Source organism: Candidatus Zymogenaceae bacterium (assembly GCA_016931225.1).
Classification (GTDB): domain Bacteria; phylum Desulfobacterota; class Zymogenia; order Zymogenales; family Zymogenaceae; genus JAFGFE01.
Map to the genome: position 1 here is coordinate 17,307 of JAFGFE010000033.1, position 17,058 is coordinate 34,364.

General features: G+C 57.4%; 20 protein-coding genes. 10 read left to right on the top strand and 10 right to left on the bottom strand.

What is annotated here, in order from left to right:
• Window positions 1-17: 17 nt before the first annotated feature.
• From JW885_13075 to JW885_13105, 7 genes are all read right to left on the bottom strand, one after another.
• Window positions 18-1,193, bottom strand: coding sequence for a hypothetical protein (locus JW885_13075; GenBank protein ID MBN1883095.1), 1,176 nt, complete (start codon window positions 1,191-1,193; stop codon window positions 18-20).
• 191 nt (window positions 1,194-1,384) lie between these two features.
• A complete protein-coding gene (locus JW885_13080; GenBank protein ID MBN1883096.1) occupies window positions 1,385-2,311 on the bottom strand; it encodes a hypothetical protein in 927 nt (308 codons plus the stop codon).
• Window positions 2,312-2,629: 318 nt separating this feature from the next.
• A complete protein-coding gene (gene selD / locus JW885_13085) occupies window positions 2,630-3,688 on the bottom strand; it encodes a selenide, water dikinase SelD (GenBank protein MBN1883097.1) in 1,059 nt (352 codons plus the stop codon).
• A 14-nt stretch (window positions 3,689-3,702) separates the two neighbouring features.
• Window positions 3,703-3,924 carry a DUF3343 domain-containing protein gene (locus tag JW885_13090; protein ID MBN1883098.1) on the bottom strand — a complete coding sequence of 74 codons (222 nt, stop codon included), beginning with the start codon at window positions 3,922-3,924 and terminating at the stop codon, window positions 3,703-3,705.
• Between the two features lie 87 nt (window positions 3,925-4,011).
• Window positions 4,012-5,172, bottom strand: a complete 1,161-nt coding sequence (locus JW885_13095) for an aminotransferase class V-fold PLP-dependent enzyme (GenBank protein MBN1883099.1) — start codon at window positions 5,170-5,172, stop codon at window positions 4,012-4,014.
• A 72-nt stretch (window positions 5,173-5,244) separates the two neighbouring features.
• On the bottom strand, window positions 5,245-5,457 hold the full coding sequence (locus JW885_13100; protein MBN1883100.1) for a sulfurtransferase TusA family protein: 213 nt from the start codon (window positions 5,455-5,457) through the stop codon (window positions 5,245-5,247).
• A gap of 1 nt (window position 5,458) precedes the next feature.
• Entirely contained in the window at window positions 5,459-6,580 is a 1,122-nt protein-coding gene (locus JW885_13105) for a YedE-related selenium metabolism membrane protein (GenBank protein MBN1883101.1), read from the bottom strand.
• A 626-nt stretch (window positions 6,581-7,206) separates the two neighbouring features.
• Between JW885_13105 and JW885_13110 the strand changes: the two genes are divergently transcribed.
• The 10 genes from JW885_13110 (at window position 7,207) to JW885_13155 (ending at window position 14,620) form a co-directional block, all read left to right on the top strand.
• Window positions 7,207-8,568, top strand: coding sequence for a sigma 54-interacting transcriptional regulator (locus JW885_13110; protein MBN1883102.1), 1,362 nt, complete (start codon window positions 7,207-7,209; stop codon window positions 8,566-8,568).
• A gap of 185 nt (window positions 8,569-8,753) precedes the next feature.
• Complete coding sequence (locus JW885_13115) at window positions 8,754-9,170, top strand: hypothetical protein (protein MBN1883103.1); 417 nt, start codon at window positions 8,754-8,756, stop codon at window positions 9,168-9,170.
• Between the two features lie 26 nt (window positions 9,171-9,196).
• Entirely contained in the window at window positions 9,197-9,568 is a 372-nt protein-coding gene (locus JW885_13120; protein MBN1883104.1) for a DUF5320 domain-containing protein, read from the top strand.
• 130 nt (window positions 9,569-9,698) lie between these two features.
• Entirely contained in the window at window positions 9,699-10,625 is a 927-nt protein-coding gene (locus JW885_13125) for an Mrp/NBP35 family ATP-binding protein (protein MBN1883105.1), read from the top strand.
• A 5-nt stretch (window positions 10,626-10,630) separates the two neighbouring features.
• The gene (locus JW885_13130; protein ID MBN1883106.1) at window positions 10,631-11,005 is read left to right on the top strand and encodes a NifB/NifX family molybdenum-iron cluster-binding protein; all 375 of its coding nucleotides are present in this window, start codon (window positions 10,631-10,633) and stop codon (window positions 11,003-11,005) included.
• A 398-nt stretch (window positions 11,006-11,403) separates the two neighbouring features.
• Window positions 11,404-11,778, top strand: a complete 375-nt coding sequence (locus tag JW885_13135; GenBank protein ID MBN1883107.1) for a NifB/NifX family molybdenum-iron cluster-binding protein — start codon at window positions 11,404-11,406, stop codon at window positions 11,776-11,778.
• Between the two features lie 35 nt (window positions 11,779-11,813).
• The gene (locus JW885_13140; GenBank protein MBN1883108.1) at window positions 11,814-12,668 is read left to right on the top strand and encodes an ATP-binding protein; all 855 of its coding nucleotides are present in this window, start codon (window positions 11,814-11,816) and stop codon (window positions 12,666-12,668) included.
• A 254-nt stretch (window positions 12,669-12,922) separates the two neighbouring features.
• The gene (locus JW885_13145; protein ID MBN1883109.1) at window positions 12,923-13,456 is read left to right on the top strand and encodes an iron-sulfur cluster assembly scaffold protein; all 534 of its coding nucleotides are present in this window, start codon (window positions 12,923-12,925) and stop codon (window positions 13,454-13,456) included.
• The gene (locus JW885_13150; GenBank protein ID MBN1883110.1) at window positions 13,440-14,354 is read left to right on the top strand and encodes a 4Fe-4S binding protein; all 915 of its coding nucleotides are present in this window, start codon (window positions 13,440-13,442) and stop codon (window positions 14,352-14,354) included. The genes JW885_13145 and JW885_13150 overlap by 17 nt, the downstream gene beginning before the upstream one ends.
• Window positions 14,355-14,368: 14 nt before the next feature.
• Complete coding sequence (locus tag JW885_13155) at window positions 14,369-14,620, top strand: zinc ribbon domain-containing protein (protein ID MBN1883111.1); 252 nt, start codon at window positions 14,369-14,371, stop codon at window positions 14,618-14,620.
• A 119-nt stretch (window positions 14,621-14,739) separates the two neighbouring features.
• Here JW885_13155 and JW885_13160 read toward each other — a convergent pair whose 3' ends face one another.
• The 3 genes from JW885_13160 to JW885_13170 form a co-directional block, all read right to left on the bottom strand.
• Complete coding sequence (locus JW885_13160) at window positions 14,740-15,513, bottom strand: epoxyqueuosine reductase (protein MBN1883112.1); 774 nt, start codon at window positions 15,511-15,513, stop codon at window positions 14,740-14,742.
• Window positions 15,514-15,775: 262 nt separating this feature from the next.
• Window positions 15,776-16,225 carry a C_GCAxxG_C_C family protein gene (locus JW885_13165; GenBank protein ID MBN1883113.1) on the bottom strand — a complete coding sequence of 150 codons (450 nt, stop codon included), beginning with the start codon at window positions 16,223-16,225 and terminating at the stop codon, window positions 15,776-15,778.
• A 336-nt stretch (window positions 16,226-16,561) separates the two neighbouring features.
• Window positions 16,562-17,058 (bottom strand): tetratricopeptide repeat protein (locus JW885_13170; protein ID MBN1883114.1); only part of this gene is annotated, 497 nt, incomplete at its 5' end.

Below are 17,058 nucleotides of genomic sequence, written 5' to 3' on the forward strand. Positions count from 1 at the left end.
TTCTTGAGCAGAGTCGATTACGGAGCGTAGTACCACACGCCGCCGTCTCCGGTGACGCCGTAGAGGGAGTTCCGTCCCGCCTCGATCATCGTTCCCGGTCCGCCGATCTGGGTCCAGTTCTCCGGAGTGCCGTCATAGCGAAATACCCCGGTGGGGGAGAGGCCGTAGAGGGCCCCGAATCCGTCAACGGCGAAATCACTGCCGGATGAGCCCACCCGGGTCCAGTCCATGGGGCTTCCGTTGTAGCGGTAGATATCCCCGGTGCTCGGTTGTATACCGTACAGGGAGCTCCCGCCGGCATAGAGGTCCGTCGCCGGGCCGCCGATGCGGGTCCAGTCGTTGGGCGTGCCGTTGTATCGGTAGACTCCGCTGCCGTCGGGCGAGATGCCGTAGAGCACCCCGTTGCCGTCAACGACGAAGGTCCGTCCGGGGCCGCCCACTCGGGTCCAGTCGTACACTCTCCCGTTGTACTGGTAGATGTCTCCGGTATCCGGGTTGGTGGCGAACATCCGGTCGCCCCCGGCGTAGAGCTCCGCCGCCGGGCCGCCGATCTGGGTCCACTCATTGGGATGGCCGCTGAACCACCACACGCCGCTGCCGTCCGGCGAGAGTCCGTAGATCACCCCGTTGTCATCCACGGCGAAGGTCCGGCCGGGGGTGCCTATCCGGGTCCAGCTGTTTGGAGTGCCGTCGTAGCGATAGATGTCCCCCGAGGACGCGTGGACGCCGAACAATTCGTTTCCGCCGGCGTAAATCTCACGGGCGGAATTCCCGATGGCGTCCCACTCCCAGGAGGGGGCCGGCTCAGGGGCGCCGCCGCCTCCACCACCGCCTCCTCCGCCGCCGCCACCGCCGCCCGATCCCTCTCGGGTGAAGACCACACCGTTATTCCAGGCGATCTCGGTGGCGTAGCCCGAGGAGTTCATGGTAATGGTCCCCTCGGCATAGCCGAAGGGCCACACGGCGCTGATGGAGGTATCGTCGATATCCCCCACCCCCGTCTGGCCGGTATCCGGCATGTTCCAGGTAAATACATTTCCGAGCTGCATGATGTTGTACACATGACCGTTGCTGCCGATCCAGCGGCCGGAGACATTCGGAGCCGCAAGGGCGCCTGCAGCCACACACGCCATCAACGCCGTACACAGCGTCATCAGGCCTATCCGCACCATTTTTCTTTTTTTCGTTTTCATTGCATGACTCCCGATATAAAACCTTCTTTTACGTATCTGTAGTATCGCATGGTTTATTTATACCAACAATCGCCGTTTTGTTCTGTGAGTGCGCTCACACGCATTGTTTTTTTGGATAGTGTTTTTCTCGAGAAAAAAAGGCCCCGGATCGCCCCGGGGCCCAAAAGTCCTTTTCATTCCATTGTATCGCCTTACGGCCGCTCCCACACATCTCCGCTGTTCCACTGGATACGAAGCGCCCTTCCCTCCGGGGTTACATCGGTGATGGTTCCCACGTCGTTCAGGTTCATGCTGGGGGGCTTGGCGCCCCAGTGCACGTTTATCTTATCGCCGTCGTAGACGTCTGCGTTCCCGGTATCGGTACCGATAATGAAAATTCCCCCCGGATTGGTCCATTTTACCGTGTGCGTGATACCATTCTGGGTGAGGGAATAGTCATACCCCTGGGCGTGGTTGACCCAGTTTCCGCCGACATCCACCGGAGCGATGTCAAGAAAGTTGTTTGGCTGGTTGGACTGGATGCGCCTTCCCTGATACTCGATCTCCAGTACTCCGCCGGTAGCCCCGGGCGGGATCTCGCAAATCACGTACGATGCACCCTTGGTGTTGATAATGGGAAGATTCATGTTATTCAAAAAGACCTGAATCTGTCCCCCCACATTCTGGGTGAGGTCGATCCACAGCTCGCCCCCCACCCTGGCCGGATTCGGACCGAAGCTGAAGTTGAGATCCCCGCCGCCGCCACCGCCTGGCGCCGGGGTCCCTGGAGGCGTACCCGGTGTGCCGCCCCTGGTAAAAAGCACTCCGTTGGACCAGACGATCTCGATCGCCCATCCCGAGGGATCCGTGACGATGTTCCCGGTGGCCGCCCCGAAGGGCCACACGGCATTGGCACTGTTCCCGCTGATTTTCCCCACGCCGATCTCTCCCGTCGCCGGGACGACCCACTCGAAACCGTCGCCGATTTGGACGATATCGTATTCGTTTCCGATGTTGCTGAACCAGTGACCGGAGATGTCCGCGGCGAACGCCGCCGGGGCCAGGGCGCACACGATCACAACGCCGAGGACCAACATTCCTCCCCTTACCGCCATCCGAAGCATATACGTATTTTTCATAGCATCCTCCCGTGTATGATTCCGACAAAAATAATAATAATTTTTATTCTATTGTCCGATATCGCTGTCGGTGTGGCTGTGAGGAATCTCACGCTTTTCTTTTTTGAATGAGAGCTGAAAAAAAGACATCTCGTCCCCGATCAGGACGAAAAAGAGGAGTTGGAAACAGATATATATTATATATATCATCTAAATCCTCCGGGGTCTCCTGTTTCGGGATGGAAATAAAAAACGGGTGACCCGAAGGACGCGGCGATCGTTTTAAAACGGCCGCCGCTGATTTCATATGCCGTAGGAAGAATGAAAAATCGAGAAGATTCAGCGGTTTTTCACAACCTCGATGCCGGAGCCGGAAACAACCTCCCCCACCTCCCACATATCGACCCCCCGCCCCCGGGCGAGGGCGAGTATCTTCTCGGTTTGTCCCGAAGGAACCGCCGCCAGAAGCCCCCCGGACGTCTCCGGCGTGTAAAGGAGCTGCCGTTTCTCATCGGGGATGTCGTCGTCGAAGGTAATCCGGTCCTGAAAGGTGCGCTCGTTGTTGCAGGTGCCTCCGGGGAAGAGCCACATGTCCGCATATTCCTCCGCCCCGGGGAGGAAGGGGATCGTATCTGCGAAGAATCGCAGCCGAACGCCGCTGTTTTCGGCCATCTCCATGCCGTGGCCCAACAGGGCGTACCCGGTCACATCGGTCAGGCCGTTGATGTCCCCCTCCCGAAAGACGTCCGCCGCGTCCTTATTCAGCGTAAGCATGGCGTCTATGGCGGCCTTCACGTGGGAAGGATGAGCCTCCCCGGCCTTCAATACCGTGGTGATGATGCCCACACCTAACGGCTTGGTGAGAAACAACACGTCACCGGGCCTAGCGCCGGCGTTGGTGAGCACGCGGTTCGGGTGGATGGTACCCATCACCACCAGTCCGTATTTCGGCTCGTCGTCGTCCACCGTGTGTCCCCCGGCGATGACCCCCCCCGCCCGGATCACCGTGTCGGCCCCGCCGCGGAGTATTTCCGCCGTGACCTCCACGGGAAGCGACGGGGGAAATCCGCAGATATTGAGGGCCAGCCTCACGTCCCCGCCCATGGCGTATACGTCAGACAACGCATTGGCGGCGGCGATGGCGCCGTACTGGTAGGGATCATCCACCACCGGGGTGAAGAAGTCGAGGGTCAGGATGATCGCAAGGTCCTCGGATATTCTCCAGACCGCGGCGTCGTCCAGCGCGTCCATCCCCACCAAGAGATCAGGGAAGGACTCTTTGGGAAAACTGTCTTTGATATGACGCATGACCTGCGCCAGGGCGTCGGGAGCCGCCTTTGCGGCTCAACCGGCGGCCTTGGCCAGTCTCGTCAGACGAATCTCTTCCGTCATCGGAATAGTTCCTTTCTCACCTATAACAACTCAACACGATCGTAGGGGGCCCCTATTTCGTCCATTAGGCGCTTCGATTCCTCCGCCTGTTTTGCCGGGATACGCACAGCCGTACCGCAGTCGGAAGAGATGTGCCTCGGCACCGGGATCATCTTCGCCGAAAGTCCCGCAGCCAAGAGTATCTTCTCCGCCCGGATGGCGTGGCTGGTGCTGTGGGTGATAATCACGGCGTACGTACTCATATTCCCTCAAAACACATGGTGACGGACAATGCTTTTATATGAACTCATTGTATACCGACACGGGCGACGGGGCAACACGGAAACCGTCTATCCCCCCCGTATAATATCGGCGACGGCCTCCACGGCGGCGTTGACATTTTCGCCGGTGGTGAACGGCCCCATACTGAACCTGACGGTCCCCTCCGGGAACGTCCCCAGGGTGCGATGCGCCCTCGGTGCACAGTGAAGCCCCACACGACTCATGACGTCATACTCGTCGGACAGCCGCATCCCCACGTCCGACACGCTCATCCCCGCCACCACAAAGGAGACGGTTGCGGTTTGCCGATTTTCGTCGGCCGGTCCGAATACCTTCACCCCGCCTATATTTCCCAATCCGTCGAGCAGCAGCCGCGTCATGATCTTCTCATGCTCCCTCACAATCCCCACACCCCGTTCGGCTAACCATCTTACCCCCGCTCCCAGCCCAGCGATGCCGCCGATATCGGCGGTTCCGCTCTCGAAGCGATCCGGCATGAACTCGGGCTGTTCCTCTTTTTCCGACCGGCTGCCGGTGCCACCGAACGCCAGCGGCGTGACGTTTCGGGGGTCGAATCCGGGGCCGAAGATCAACCCGCCGGTCCCGGTGGGGCCTAAAAGCCCCTTGTGGCCGGTGAAGGCGAGAATGTCAATGGCGTCCTTCTCCATATCCAAAGGACAGCACCCGGCGGTCTGAGCGGCATCCACCATCAGGGGTATTCCACGCTCGGATGTCATCTTTCCCAGCTCACCCACCGGCAAGATCGTCCCACATACGTTTGAGGCGTGGTTGACCACCGCCAGGCGCTCATCGCCCACGAGCGCTTTTTTGAAATCATCAGGGTCGATGCTTCCGTCCTCTTTCGCCTCCACCATCGTCAGGCGTATGTCCCGGGACGCCTCCAGGAATCTTAGGGGCCGAAGGACCGAATTGTGCTCCATGGAGGTGGTGATCACCCGGTCTTTCGGCCTGAGGTACCCCAGCAACATCAAGGAGATGGCGACGGTGACGTTGGCGGTAAACACCACCGAGAGAGGATCCCCACCCCCCAGGAGGGTGGCGAGAGACTCCCTCGTCTCCATGCGTATCCGCTCCGCTTCAACGGAGAGCCTGTGCCCGCTGCGGCCCGGATTTGCCCCCACCTCGCGGTAGAAACGAACGATCTCCTCAAGGACGGAGTCCGGCTTCGGCCACGACGTAGCGGCGTTATCCATGTAAACAGTACCGATAGTATGCATATCACCTATGTGTACGTCACCCGCCGCCCGTTTTTGAAAAACGGACGACGGGCATGATGAACATTATTTCTTCAAGACCAGCTCGAAGGTATCTCCCTTCTCTTCATAGCTCACGTCCCAGCCTAGCTTTTTAGCCGAGCGACTCACGTTTTGTACCTGGGTCATGGTATCCACCAGCACGGTCACCTCGCCTCCGTCCAAATCTTTGACGGCCTTTCTCGTCATAATGACCGGCTGGGGACAGGAAAGCCCCCTGGCATCCACTGTCTTTGTCATGTTACGCCTCCCCTCTTTCCAAAGATACGAATCCGACCAGCAGCACGAACACCAGGCCGATGCCCACGATCCACGGTGCGTTGGGCTGAGTTCCCACCATGAGGAAGTTGTGCGCAATCGCCGCACCGGTGATCATACCCAGCACGAACACGCCCGCATCGCCGTCGCCTTCGCCGGCGAGGAAGATCTGCCGTCCAGGGCATCCTCCGGCCAGTGCGAAGGAGAGACCCGCCAGGACCATGCCCCCGAAATTGAGGAGCTGATTCGTGTGGGCGGCGGGCTGATTGATCACCTCGCCCGCTTCATTGAGGCCCAGGGTGAAGCCGGGATGAAACTGCCCGAAGATCAGGTTCATCACAAAGGCCGCAATCACCAGGGCGATTACTCCGCTCAGCAGGTGGAAATCCCGCATCAGGATAACGTCCCGTATGGCGCCCATGGTGCAGAACCGGGTACGTTGGGCGAGAAATCCGACCAAAAGAGCCACCCCGATGGAGATCAATATCGGCGCGCCCATGCTGCCCGGTCCGGATTCACTTCGAAAGAGCGCGGCTCCCTCGCCGTAGCTCGGGTAGATCACCGCCAGAAACAACAGTACCAGCATGATGAAGGGCATCATCAGTCCAAACCCGGTGCGCTCGGGATGCGCCCGTCCCAAGCTGAACCCCTTCTTCAAGAACAGCACGCCCACGCCCACCCCCACAACGAGGCCGACGATCCCGACAATGGCGTTCCAGTCCCCGCCGGCGAGCCGCAGCATCGCCCGCCAGGGACACCCGAGGAACACCAGGGCGCCGATCATGGCGGTCATCCCCAGAAAGAAGCGCACGATCGGTGCGGAGCCCGAGCGAAACCGAAATTCCCGAAACGCAACCGCCGCGATGAACGATCCCAAAAGAAACGCCGGTATCTCCGGCCTGAGATACTGGACGATGGCCGCCCGGTGCATCCCCAAGGCGCCCGCAATATCCCTCTCGAAACAGGCCATACAGATGCCCATGTTGCCGGGATTGCCCAGCTTCTGCAGCGTCACCGCCAGCACACCGATGAGCGCCCCCACCAGGATAATCCCCCAGCGGGTGGCGAAAAAACCGGTAACTTTCGACATGTTCTCTCCTTTCATCCGATTAGATTCGCGGGAAATCCGAGGGAATCTTCCCCCGAGACTTCACAAAAACCCGCGGATGTCTCTACACCCTCACATCGTCCCATATACCATCGGCGGCCGTCACACGACGCCCGGAACCAGACGCACCCGTGCGGCTCAAGCCGCGGATGATCGCACCCGTGTCGATTGACAGGGGTGAAACCCCGGGCTCGACGATTTTAATATGGATGAGATGATCGGTGTTATCCGACATGCACAAACGACCCATCACGCCTCCCGCATCTCCATTCTCCGGGAGGGCGGGCCGCGTGTCGTCGGCCGTTACCGGATGGGGAGATACCTTGTGCGTGGATGCGGACGCGAGACTGCTGGTCGGGACCGCCCGGGCCCCGTCAGGTCGCCTCAGATCAACGGCACGGGCGTGCCGAAGCGTCCAATTGTTTTCATGAAAACGTGAAACCTGTCCATATTGTATTCCTGTGCCTATATACGCGACACATCCTCCAAAAACGCATTCATTATCCAACATCAGGACTATTTGTCAAGGAATTAATTATAGATTGACGGCGTAGCGGCATCAATTGCGTGCTGGTTGCAAATTAAGGTTGCATATATGCACCTTTCGTGATACCCTTGTATATATGAAGGAGAAAACATCGATATCCCATCTTCACACCAATAAACACTTTGTCGACCTGATACTGGACAACATCGCCGACGGCGTCTTCACCGTGGACACCGACTGGAAAATCACCAGTTTCAACACCGCCGCTGAAAACATCGTGGGTATTGAAAAGAGCGAGGCGCTGGGACGGCGCTGTCACGACGTCTTTTCCGCCAGCATCTGCACCAGCCGCTGCGCCCTTCGCCACTCCATCGAAACCGGCGAGGCGATCATAGACCAGAAGATCGACATCATCAACAGCAGTGGAGACAAGGTCCCCATCTCGATAAGCACCGCCGTCATGCGGGATGCGGACGGGACGGTTCTGGGAGGCGTGGAGACCTTTCGGGACCTGTCGGCCATGGAGGAGCTGAGAAAAGAGATATCGTCACGCTATACCTTCGAAGACATCGTCGGCAAGCATCAGGCGATTCTCGATATATTCGATATCCTGCCGGATATCTCCGAAAGCGACAGCACCGTACTGATAGAGGGGAAAAGCGGCACCGGCAAGGAGCTCTTCGCCCGGGCCATCCACAACCTCTCCCCTCGGTCGTCGGGCCCCTTTGTCGCCGTCAATTGCGCCGCCCTTCCCGAAAGCCTCCTGGAATCGGAGCTGTTCGGATACGTCCGGGGTGCCTTCACCAACGCGACCCAGGACAAGCCGGGCCGATTCGCCCTGGCAAAAGCGGGCACCATCCTGCTGGACGAGGTGGGTGAGCTTCCCCTCCCCACCCAGGTGAAGCTCCTTCGGGTCCTGCAGGAAAGGAGCTATGAACCCCTGGGGTCCGTCAAGAGCGTCGATGCCGATGTGCGCATCATCGCCTCCACCAACCGTGATCTTGCGCAGATGGTCAGGGAGGGGTTGTTTCGAGAGGATCTCTTTTTTAGACTCAACGTGCTCAGGATTCGCCTGCCGGAGCTTATAAACCGCAGGGGAGACATCCCGCTTCTTGTCGATCATTTCGTCGCCCGCCACGCCGCAAGGACGGGCAAACCGATTGTGGGTGTCTCCGACGACGTGCTCTCTTTTCTGATGCGGTATAATTTCCCCGGCAATGTCCGGGAGTTGGAAAACATCATCGAGCACGGCGTTGTGCTCTGCCGGGGGGAGATCATCGAAATGGAGCATCTGCCCACCGAACTGTTCGGCAACGCTCCGGCTCTGATGTCCGAAATCGGGACGGGGGATTTGAAAACGACTCGGAGCCAAGCGGAGAAGCAAATCATCATCGACGCCCTTGCCAGATATGACGGCAACCGCCTTCAGACAGCCCGGGAGCTGGGCATGCACAAGACCACTCTTTGGCGAAAAATGAAGAAATTCGGCCTGCTTTGATTGTGGTACGAGGTTGCATCTATGATACCAATGATCGTAGTATTGTTTCATTTTTGCAACCAGGACTATTGCTTTCTCCACCGCCGTTCACCGAGCGATGAGGCCAACCATATGGTATCATTGGTCTTATTCTTTTTTTTCGCGTGTCCTTTCTTCTGGCACGCCAATTGCAATATATTTCTCACATGAGTGAGAATACTGAAAAGATCGCCCTCCCCCTGTTCGGGGAGAGAATCGCGCCCCGCTTGGACACGGCCCAGCGCCTTCGCTTCGTGACTGTTCGCGACGGCTCCGTGGAAGAGACCGAAGACGTGATGGTGGTGGGGGTCCACCCCCTCAAGCTCGCCCACTGGCTCAGGGACGAGGGGGTCGGCGTCCTGATATGCTGCGGCATCGACCGGATGACATCCCGGATGTTTTACGAATCCGGTATCCTGTTGATTCCCCGTATCGGCGCCGACGCGGACCAGGCCGTCCGCGCGTATATCAACGGCACCATCGAGTCGCTCAGCATCATCCCGATCAACAGACCGGGACGGGGAAGACGCCATCGCGGTGGGCGGTTCGGGCGATTCACACAGGACGATAATTCACAAGATTGATAAAACAACAGAGGAGGATATGAATCATGCCGAGAGGAGACAGAACGGGACCACAGGGAATGGGACCCATGACCGGACGGGGCATGGGATACTGCGCCGGGTATAACACTCCCGGATTCGCCAATCCGGCAGGTTTCGGTTTCGGCCGGGGCATGGCCTGGGGTCGTGGTCGGGCGCCTATGGGCGGCGGCCGGGGCATGGCATGGGGCCGGGGCGGAGGTGGATGGGGTGGATACGGATACGGGGCAGTACCGCCGGCGTATCCCCCGGCTTTTTCCCCCTATACCCCCGAGGATGAACAGACGTATCTCGAGACGGAGATGGAGGGCCTGAAGACCCACATGGAGGCGATTCAAAAGCGCCTGGACCAGCTCATCGCCACGAAGAACGAGAAGTAACAAATCATTCGCACGCGATACTCATGTGCACACGGGAATGATGAATGTACAGAAGCCATGTACGCTCATGATCTCGAAAGCCGGGTGATCCGTGTGATCGCCCACAGGGATCCGTGCGGGAAACGACACCATGAAAGAAGACAAAGAAAAAAGTACCGAGTGCGGACAGGACTCGACCTGTTCCGCCTGTGACAAGGGATCGGAATGTGATGCGGCGACACGGGAAAAACACGCCGAAGAATTGTTGAAACAACGCCTGGACGCCATATCAAAAAAGGTCATGGTGATGAGCGGCAAGGGCGGCGTGGGAAAATCAACGGTGGCGGCCAATCTTGCGGTAGCCCTCGCCCGGAAGGGATGTGAGGTGGGACTTCTTGACGCGGATATCCACGGCCCCAACATCCCGAAGCTTCTGGGACTGGAGGACAGCAGGCTTCACAGCTCCCCGGAGGGTATTCTTCCGGTTCGTCCCATGGAGCGGCTGAAGGTCGTCTCTGTCGCGTATATCCTCGACTCCCCGGATACTCCGGTTATCTGGAGGGGTCCGATGAAGCACGGGGTTATCCGACAGTTTCTTGGGGAGGTGGTCTGGGGAAATTTGGATATACTTATCGTGGATCTTCCCCCTGGAACCGGGGACGAGCCGCTGTCTGTGGCCCAATCCGTCGGTGACGCCGACGGCTCGATCATCGTCACCACACCCCAGGATGTGGCGCTTCTGGACAGTCGAAAATCCATCGCCTTCTCCCAAAAAATCGGTGTACCGGTACTGGGAGTGGTGGAAAACATGAGCGGACTGGTCTGTCCCCACTGCGGCAAGACCATCGACATGTTCATCCCCGGAGGCGGCGAGGCGGCTGCCCACGAAATGGGAGTGGCCTTTCTCGGTTGCATTCCAATGGATCCCGTAATCATGCAGGGCGGGGATGCCGGAACTCCGTTCATGGGAATGGAAGACGCAGGCGGCACCGTTGCCGCATTTGAAAAGATCGTAAAACGTATTGAAAAGAATCTGGAAGCGGTCGATCCGAAACGATACGGCCTCGGAGGAGATTAAAACCGATGAAAAAAATCGCATGCGCCGCCGATGACGGCGGCGGTTTGAATGCAGAGCTCTCCGCCCACTTCGGTCGCTGTCCGTATTACGTGATGGTGACGGTTGAGAAAGAAAATATCACCGACGTCTCAGTTGTCGAAAATCCTCATTACGAAAACCACCAGCCCGGGGTCATGCCCCGGTTCATCTCGTCATTGGGGGCCGACGTGATTATCGCCGGTGGAATGGGACCCCGGGCTGTGGACTTATTTCACTCTTTGAATATCGATGTGGTCTCCGGCATCATCGGAAGGGTCGAGGATGTCGTACGCGCATTCCTTGACGGCAAAATCGAGGGGGTGGTGCCCTGCGCCCACGATCACAATGAGAGCTGCCAGTAAGCCGGCGGCTTTCACCTGTGATGTGAGATCGAGATACAAAATATGAATCTCACGTACCATACAAACATCAAATAAATACCAGAGGTGACATCATGACTCCAAGAGGGAGCGGCCAAGGAAGAGGCGGAGGACAGGGACCGGGGTCCGGCGGTGGACGAGGACAGGGACAGGGACCGGGGTCCGGCGGCGGTCGGGGCATGGGCGGAGGAAATCAGCCCGGGGCCGGCCCAACCGGTGAGTGTGTCTGTCCGAATTGCGGAAAGAAGCAGACCCACGTTCGAGGAACACCCTGCTACAATTTAACGTGTCCGGACTGCAATGTCCCCTTGATACGGGCATAAACGGTATCCTGCATGTGCGTTTTTTCGCATATCGGGACGATATATAAGGAGACAGACATGAAAATCGCCATAACCGCAGAGAAGGGATCATTGGATGCTGCCCTCGATCCCCGGTTCGGCCGATGCGCCTGGTTCATCATCCTGGATACCGCCTCACCAGAGGCGTTCACCGCCATCGAAAATCGTGCCGCGTCGGCCGGGGGCGGTGCCGGCGTCCAGGCGTCCCAGGCGATTATCGATGAGGGAGTTCAGACGGTGATCTCCGGCAATTTCGGTCCAAAGGCATACGACGCCCTCAACTCCGCCGGGGTATCCATGTGCGTCGTGGAGGCCCAGACAGTTCGGGAGGCCGTTGAAGCATTCAACGCCGGGAAAGGAAAACTGCTCGATTCCCCCACTGCCGCGGCCCATGCGGGCCTTCGGAGAATATAATTTCAGCAATGTAGCCGGACCAAGGAGATATTGAAGTGAAAATAACCGTAGCCAGCGGCAAGGGCGGCACCGGCAAGACCACCGTCGCCGTCAACCTGGCCGTCCTGGCGGCAAGCGAGATGGATGGGGTCGCCTACGTGGATTGCGACGTGGAAGAACCGGACGGTCACCTTTTTTTAAATCCCCACATTACGTCTGAAAGCGACGCCCGAGTGCCGGTTCCGGTCGTCGACGAGGATCGATGCACCCACTGCGGGGACTGCGCCCGTGCCTGCAGTTTCAACGCCCTTCTTGCAGCGAAAAAAAAGGTGGTCATCTTCGAGGAACTCTGTCACGGCTGCGGCACCTGCTCCATCGTCTGCCCCGAGGACGCTATCTCTGAAACGACCCGGGCGATCGGCGTGGTCCGGCAGGGCCACGCAGACGGTACGACATATCTGGGCGGAGTCCTCAATGTGGGAGAACACATGGCCACACCGCTTGTGGCACGGGTGAAGGAAGATATAACGCATGATATTTCCCTTGCTTTTATCGACGCCTCCCCCGGCACGTCCTGCCCGGTTATCGAGGCGGTCAGGGATACCGACTATGTCATTCTCGTCACCGAACCCACCCCCTTCGGACTGAGCGATTTAACCCTTGCGGTGGAGATGACCCGTACACTGGGCATTCCCTTCGGCGTCGTGATAAACCGGGCCATGGATACCGCGAGCGAACTGGATGACTACCTCGAACGGGAAAATATAGACATCCTCGCCCGCATTCCCCTGAGAAGGGAGATCGCCGAAACGATCTCCCGGGGCGAGATGTTACTGGACAAAAATCGGGAAATACGAGATATTTTCCAATCCCTTTTCGAATCAATTGCATTAAAATTGAAAACCGCATAGGATAAACCGAACAGAAAGACAGAACACTCATCATAGTATAAAAATCATCGCATGGGACGGGGTCGCCTGCGGGCCTACACCCGCCGTATGAGCACAATGTACGGATTCGGGTGCGGCCGTCATCATCAAACGGGAGATGTTTTTCTCCTGCACAGGCTTAAAACTCTCTTCGTACACTTCCGGCGATGTTCCGGACGGTAACACACGTACGATAAAATTTCCGGGGATTGTTTCGGATATCGTATTGGGATAGCATGAGAAACTTCAAAGACATCTACAATCGGAAGAGCGCTGAGTCGGACGAGCTTTCCTATTCACCGACCGTCATCGATCACTTTCAACACCCGAGAAACATCGGCGTGCTGGATGACTATAATGCGTATGCCAAAAGCGGCGATCCGGAATGCGGCGATTATGTCGAGATGTTCTTTCTGATCCGCGAGCCTGACGGTGTCATCGAGAACGTATCATTTCGCGTGTTCGGATGTGCCGGGGCCATTGCCTGCGGCAGCGCCGTCACGGTGCTGGCACAGGGGATGGATATGCTCGAGGCCCTCACCCTCTCAGAAAATGACGTTTTGACCTATCTGGGCGGTCTTCCTGAAAATAAGCGTCATTGCTCCATAACGGCTCTCACGGCCCTCAAGACGGCCCTCTCCGAGTATCTCATGCGTACCTACGCGGTGAACGAGGGGATCGTGACCGATGAGGATGAATTTTACCAAACCTATGTACAGGATCACCCGCTATCGAATCGGGTGTATAATCGTCATGAAAAAAAGCGATAACAGACCCTTTACCATCGTCGTGGTCAGCGGCAAGGGGGGTACCGGCAAGACAACGGTTACCGCCGCCCTGTCGATTCTTGCGGAAAATATCGTCGTGTGCGATGCGGACGTCGACGCCGCCAACCTTCACCTTATCCTCAAACCCCAGGTCATTGAATCCAGGGACTTTTTCGGTATCAAGCTGGCATCCATAGACGAATCTCTCTGCACAGGCTGCGGCGAATGCCTCGACGCCTGCCGCTACGACGCGATCGTTCCCGATCCCATCCGGGTTGTGGAATCCTTCTGCGAGGGGTGCGCCGCCTGTTTTCACGTTTGTCCGGTCAATGCCGTCACCATGAAGCCGCACCAGGCAGGAGAGCTGTATATCTCACGAATAGCATCCCACAGTGACGGCCGGACAGACATCCCGATGATTCACGCCCGCCTGGGCATCGCCGAGGACAACTCCGGCCTGCTCGTCAGCGAGGTCAGGAAGTCGGCCGATGAAATGGCCGAAACCGATCACTTGGAGACGATCCTCATAGACGGACCGCCGGGCATCGGCTGTCCGGTCATCGCGTCTCTCACCGGGTCGAACCTGGCTCTGGTGGTCACCGAGCCGACGGTCAGCGGCGTGTCGGATCTTGAACGCATCCTGGAGCTCTGCGGCCACTTTCGCATCCCCACTCGGATCATCATCAATAAATGCGATATCAACGAAGAGCTGTGCCGCACCATAGAGCGTGTCGCTGAAGACGCGGGCGGAAAAGTCATCGGCCGCATCCCGTATGACGAGAGGGTCATTGAGAGCATCTCTCGGAAAACGACCGTAATTGAGGCGGGCCCTGAATCGATCGCCCGGGAAATCCGCTCCGTGTGGGATCGGGTGACCGGTGAGATTGCCGAAATGAGATAACACAGGAGAAACACATGCCGATTTATGAATATCGCTGCCTTACCTGTGAACATATCCAGGAAATGCTGGTGGTTGTGGGAAACCGGGAGGAAACACCGACATGTTCGAAGTGCGGCGGCACGGCCTTTCAAAAGCTGATGTCCGCCTCCAGCTCCCGGGTGTCTCCGTCCTCAGGCGATACAACATCTTCGCAAACCCGCTGTTGCGGCGCGGAATCGCCGAGGGGGGACTGTATCCCCGGTTCCTGCTGCAGCACAAAGGGATAATACCCCTTATTGAATAGCGGCGGCCGTTTTCCCGGCCGTTTCCGTTTCCATCAACGACGCACCGCCCTCGTCGTTCAACGACGAAGGCGGTGTTCTCTTTCTGTGCGTTTGGGTGATGGTTACTTTACTGGGTTTTCGAAGGAACAGGGCACCATCGTGACGCACTTGCCGCACACGTCGCTGGGTCCCAAATGACCGTATCGCTCGTCGTTCTCCTTCAGGACATCGTAGCAGGCAAATCGATCGAAGGAATCCTCCTTCAGGGCGCCGAACGTACACTTGGCGACGCACTTCCTGCAGCTCTTATTGTACTTATACAGGCAGTACTCGAAGAAGGGCTTTGGTGAGGGCGGTATCTCCGCGTCGATCAGAAGGCTCCCCAGCCTCCCCGCAGAGCCCTTTTCGGTGATGATCATCTTGTGCAGGCCGAACGTCCCCAGCCCCGCGATAAACGCCGCATGCTTGTGGGACCAGTCGGAGGTGAGGGTTTCTGGATCGAAGTTATGGGTGGGAGGAAGCGAAAGCGCCCCGATCCCGAACTCCTTCAGCTCGTCGACGAGATGTCTGTTCATGTCGATAATAAGCCTGTTTGTTTCCACGTAGGCCAGGGCCCACTGTTCGGAGGCTGCGCCCACCGAATCGTTGCTCTCGACGATCTCCCGCACAAAGGGAAGAAAATAGACGACCACCGTCTTGGATTCCGGGAAAAGCTTTTTCGGCGTTGTATGGGTCATGCTTACCGCGAATCGCAGCCGGTCGAAAGCGGGATCGGATGCGGAGGCGAAGGCGATCAGAGGCGCCTCCCAGTCGGTGTGCGTCCCCTCGTTTCTTTTCCTGTTGGTCACGTACTCCTGGATGATATATCCGATCAGTCTCTCCGGGGATTCGGTCATCTTCCCTTATGCTCCTTTTTTCGGTAGGGACACAACGCCACACCCACCATCATCGAGCGCCGTTTTCAGTCGAAGCGATGTGTTTTGAAATCGTCGCATCCACAGATCATCCCTGCTCTCATATACTTTTTTTGTGTGTTGAAATCACAGGTCTATTAAAAAATGTGCCACAAGCGGTGTTCTTATTCGGAATTCCGTCTCGGCCGTTTCTATCGTTCCCTCCCCCATCTTTCTCTCACACGATCGACCGAACCATCCCTCCTCACCCTCCTGTACCGTGTAAGATCTCCTCCAGTATGAGGCCCGCGTCTTCAACCAGGCGGGGACACAAATCTCCAAAAACGCCCCGCTCGGCCGCCTTCAGCCGCTCATCGTTGTCGCTGATATCACATGCTACGAGTTCCCGGCAAATGATGGACCCGTGTTTCTCCCTGAACCGGGCGGCGAACCGATTGACCAGCTCGTAGCATCGATCCCGCGCGGCCCCATCCGCCGCATCGGTTACGCCGTGCTTCAGGCCGATGACCATCAGGGCGCCGGTGACGGCGCCGCACACCTCGCCCAAACGCGCCATGCCGCCGCCGAAGGGTTCGGCGATCTTCCGGGCGAGATTCGTATCGATGCCCCGACCTTCGCCGTAGGTCGAAAACACCGACTGAGCACAGTTGAATCCTTCAAGAAACATGTTTTGAGCGTTTTTGGATTGGGTCATGTCGCGTCCTTTCTTCACACATTACAAGATATATCGGGGTGTCTTCTGTGTCATCATTTCGGCGGTATGTTAGTATGAGGTAGTGTGATACATCGCCCTTTTCTTCGTACTGTTTTCAGATTTTTCAGTATACGATATACGACATCGATAAGATCTCGAACACTAAAAAAAACCGCCGATTTTTATCTAATCCGTGGTTCAATAGTATATTATGTGAAACAAGATATTCACGCATTTCATCTCCACATGGCCATATTCTACCACCCCCAAAATGGCCACACAACGAAAAAGGGCCGGGCGGGTCCCGGCCTTATAAATCATCTCTTTTCTGATGCCCTAATATCCCAAAAAATGCAAGGCCTCGCACGCCTCATTCTCGCCCAGGTCACATGCCGTCTTCAAATCCGATATCGCCTTCTCCGTCTCACCCATATCATGGTATATTGAGCCGCGAAGATAGTAATAATAGGCCTCATTGTCTATGGTGAGCTCGATAGCCTTTGTGAGATCAAGAACGGCGTCATCGTACCGACCCAACACATGATAGCTCGCCCCCCGCATTTCATAAAAAGAGCTTTCTTCCGGGTCCAGCTCGATGGCCCGGGTGAAGTCGGCGATCGCATCTTCATGGTGACCCGATACATAATTGGAGGATCCCCGTTTGTTGTAGTATACTGAGTTTTCAGGGTCCAGCTCTATGGCCCTGGTGAAACATTCGATCGCTTTTTCTCGTTCACCCGCGCTGCGATACTCATCCCCCTTTTTACACCACTCTTCGGCATCCTGCGCCCCGGCCGCAGCCGATACGCACACGAGGATTGTCAGCACTATAC